Here is a 1,415-nt window from a genome sequence, read left to right on the forward strand (position 1 = left end):
GAGACATTACGTTTGAAGAGAAGTCTTTAGACTTGGCGGATACGGAAGGTGACGACACTACTCAGGTTGGTAATCTTGAGTCCGTTTCTCCAACACTTCAGGTGGAAGAATTCCTTAAGTCTTACCGTATGGATCAGAAACGTCGTATGCGAAGCAGTGAAACTCATTACCTTGATCACCCGCTAATGGGAATGATCATTCAAGTTCGTCGAGTTCAAAGTTAAATCTGAGCAATATCACCTATATGCATTTTGCTCCAGATTTCTGCATCATCACCAAACGGCTCGAACTTCGACTGATTAAAAATGAAGAAGTCGGGTCGTTCACTCAAGCAATTAGAAACTCCCCTTCTCTGCATCAATGGCTCGATTGGTGTGACAGCGAGTTTTCAACCGAAGACGGTTATGATTTTCTGATCGCCAACCGCCTAAACTGGCTAAAAGGGCTTGCGTATGGCTTTGGCATCTTTAGTCGGGAAACCAATGAATTTCTTGGAATGGTCGCTCTCACAGAACGTTATTTGTCATTCAATATGGGCAGTTTGGGGTATTGGATATCGGATGCTCAGCAAAAGAAAGGCTATGGTACAGAAGCGTTAGACGCGCTCATCGAATGCTGTTTCAGCAAAATAAAGCTTACGCGGTTGGAAATTGTCTGTGACCCAGAAAATTTTGCCAGTCATAAGATTGCTGAAAAATGCGGTGCCGTGTGTGAAGGGTTGGCTCGTAACCGATTCATTCACCACGGAAAGCCAAAAGATGGCATTGTCTATTCCGTGATACCTGAATAGACACCTGATTAGAATCCAGATAAACGAAAGGGCTCATATGAACCCTTTTCTTTGTTTGAATGTTTCTTCTTAGTGCAGTTTCAGGTTTGGACGCAACACTCGGTTAATTCGCCCTACCAGCATCATCAAACCGGTCTTGATCACACCATGTAGTGCCATCTGGTGCATTCGGTACAGTGAAATGTACACAACACGAGCGATGCGACCTTCAACCATCATTGAACCTTTGGTCAGGTTACCCATCAGGCTACCTACTGTGGAGAAACGGCTTAGTGAAACCAAAGAACCGTGATCCTTGTAGATGTAAGGCTTTAGATCGCGACCATTGATTTTAGCCACAATGTTAGAGAATGCCTGACTCGCCATCTGGTGTGCAGCTTGAGCACGAGGCGGAACAAACTTACCGTCTGCCTGAGTACATTGTGCCAAGTCACCAATGACAAAGATGTCATCGTCGCGCGTCGTTTGCAGCGTATCTTTAACAACAAGCTGATTGATGCGGTTAGTTTCCAACCCAGCGATGTCTTTAATAAAGTCCGGAGCTTTGATGCCTGCTGCCCAAACCATGATTTGCGCTTTGATTCGCTCGCCATCTTTGGTCGTCAAACCGTCTTCATCGGCTTGC

Annotated in this window: 3 protein-coding genes; 2 read left to right on the forward strand and 1 reads right to left on the reverse strand. The window is 45.3% G+C overall.

Annotation, left to right across the window (positions count from 1 at the left end):
* On the forward strand, positions 1-224 hold a 224-nt coding region (locus tag RH89_RS15120), incomplete at its 5' end, for a CsiV family protein (RefSeq protein ID WP_004403698.1).
* A 20-nt stretch (positions 225-244) separates the two neighbouring features.
* Positions 245-790, forward strand: a complete 546-nt coding sequence (locus RH89_RS15125; protein WP_004403699.1) for a GNAT family N-acetyltransferase — start codon at positions 245-247, stop codon at positions 788-790.
* 69 nt (positions 791-859) lie between these two features.
* Here the strand turns inward: RH89_RS15125 and RH89_RS15130 are convergent.
* Positions 860-1,415: NAD(P)/FAD-dependent oxidoreductase (locus RH89_RS15130; protein WP_004403700.1), on the reverse strand; the 556-nt coding region annotated here is incomplete at its 5' end.

Origin of the sequence: Vibrio nigripulchritudo ATCC 27043 (genome assembly GCF_000222685.1) — a bacterium.
Taxonomy (GTDB): Bacteria; Pseudomonadota; Gammaproteobacteria; order Enterobacterales; family Vibrionaceae; genus Vibrio; species Vibrio nigripulchritudo.

Excerpts from the sequence above, each read along its gene's own strand:
- RH89_RS15125 (WP_004403699.1), top strand. The coding sequence starts at position 245 with ATGCATTTTGCTCCAGATTTCTGCATCATCACCAAACGGCTCGAACTT.